Source organism: Spirillospora sp. NPDC049652, assembly GCF_040675125.1.
Lineage (GTDB): Bacteria > Actinomycetota > Actinomycetes > Streptosporangiales > Streptosporangiaceae > Spirillospora.
In genome coordinates, this window is sequence record NZ_JBFAOF010001148.1 from 1 (window position 1) to 2,026 (window position 2,026).

General features: G+C 76.9%; 1 protein-coding gene. It reads right to left on the bottom strand.

From position 1 onward, the window contains the following. A partial coding sequence (locus tag AB0J52_RS37935; RefSeq protein WP_500187824.1) for a PHP domain-containing protein occupies nucleotides 1–1,886 on the bottom strand: 1,886 nt, incomplete at its 3' end. Nucleotides 1,887–2,026: the final 140 nt, after the last annotated feature.

Here is a 2,026-nt window from a genome sequence, read left to right on the forward strand (position 1 = left end):
GGCTTCGTGGCGGGGCCGGAGCACGACATGGGATGGATGACGGGGGCGACCGTCCGGCCAGGGCTGCATGAGGATGGCGGCCCGTCGTCGCGCGGGACGGCCTCCAGGTCGACGCGCTCGCCGGTCGTCCGCTCGACCTCGGCGACCGCGTGCGCGAGCGTGGACTGCATCCGGACGCCGATGACGTCGAGCTTCAGCAGCCCCATCGCCTCCACGTCGTCCTTGTCGAACTGGCTCATCGGGAACCCGGCGGCGCTCGGCTCCACCGGCGTCCGGTCGCGCAGCGTCGGGTTGGACAGGATCACCCCGCACGGGTGCAGGGCGATGTGCCGGGGCAGGCCGTCCAGCCGCTCGGCGAGCTTGAAGACCATCGCGAGCTGGGCGTTGTTCAGGTTGGAGCGGCGCAGCTCGGGCAGGTCGGTGAGCGCCGCCCGGATCTGCCGCGCCCGGATGCGCGGGAACGCCTTGGCGATCGCGTCGACCTCCTGCGGCGGCAGGCCGAGCGCCCCGGCCACGTCCCGGATCGCGCTGCGCGCCCGGTAGGTCTCCATCATCGACACGCAGGCGGTCGCGTCCGTCCCGAACCGGCGGAACAGCGCCTCGTAGGCCTCCAGCCGCCGCGCGGACTCCACGTCCAGGTCGATGTCGGGCAGGCCGGGGCGGCTGTCGGCGAGGAACCGCTCCATCACCAGGTCGTGCCGGAGCGGGTCCAGGTCGCCGATGCCGAGCAGGAAGTTCACCAGGCTGCCCGCGCCCGACCCGCGGATCGCGCACCGGACGCCGAGGGCGCGGATGAGCGCGGCGGCGTCCGCGACGGTCAGGAAGTACGACGCGTACCCCTTGCGCCCGATGATCTCCAGCTCGTGCGCCAGCCGCGCCTCGTAGCCGTCCCGGTGCTCCAGGCCGCGCCCGCGCAGGCCCTGGAGGCAGCGCGCGAGGAGCCGCGCGTGCGGCTCGGGCCCGGTGTCGGGCAGGTGGGCCCGGCCCATGCCGAGGTCGCGGCCGGGGTCGAGGACGCACCGCTCGGAGAGGTCCTTGGTGGCCCTGACCAGGGCGTCCACCTCGTCCGGGCCGCAGCCGAGCGCGGCCGACCGGCGCATCTCCTCCTCGGACTTCAGGTAGGCGTGCCCGGTCCGGTCCTCCAGGTGGCGGCGGTGCAGGGGGACGAGCTTGCGCGCCACGTCCAGCACCTGCGCGACCGGATGGTCCGCGCCGTCCAGGTACCGGACGCCGTTGCCGAGGACGGCCGGGACGCCCGCCTCCCGGGCGAGCGCGAGCATCCGCGCCGCGCGCGGGCCGTCCCCCCGCCCGTGGTGGTTGACGATCTCGACGGCGACCTCGGCCCCGGTGGCGCGCCAGGCGGCCAGCAGCGCCGCCGCCCGGGCCCGGTCGCGCGCGGCGACGGCCCGACCGACGTCGGAGTCCGGGCCGAGCAGGACGACCAGCCCGGCGGAGCGCTCGGCGACCATGCCGGGGGTGATCTCGGGCTCGCCGCGCGCGCCCGCCGCGTGCGCGGCCGTGACCAGGCGGCACAGCGACGCCCAGCCCGCCTTGCCCTCGGCCAGCACGACGACCCGCTGCGCCCGCCCGCCGCCGCTGCCGCGAGCGCCGCCTCCCCGGCCGCCGGTGCGGTCGCGTCCGCGTGCGTGGGCGTGGGCGTGGGCGTGGCCGGGGGGCTCGGGATCACGCAGGACGAGGTCCGCGCCGAGGACCGCGCCGATTCCGGCCTCAGCGCACGCCCGGACGTGCCGGACCGCGCCGTACAGGCCGTCCCGGTCGGTCAGGGCGAGGGTGCGCAGGCCCAGCTCGGCGGCCCGGCCGGCGAGCGCCTTCGGGGTGGACGCGCCGTACCGCGCCGAGTAGGCGGACGCGACATGCAGGTGCATGGCGGCCCGTCAATCCCACAGCCGCGAGAGCGTCCAGGCGTCCGCCGCCGTGTCGTGCCGCAGCTCGTACACCCCGGGCTCGCCGCCCGCGGAGGCCTCGACCCGCCAGTACTCGCGCTCGCCCGGCTCGTCGGCGTCCG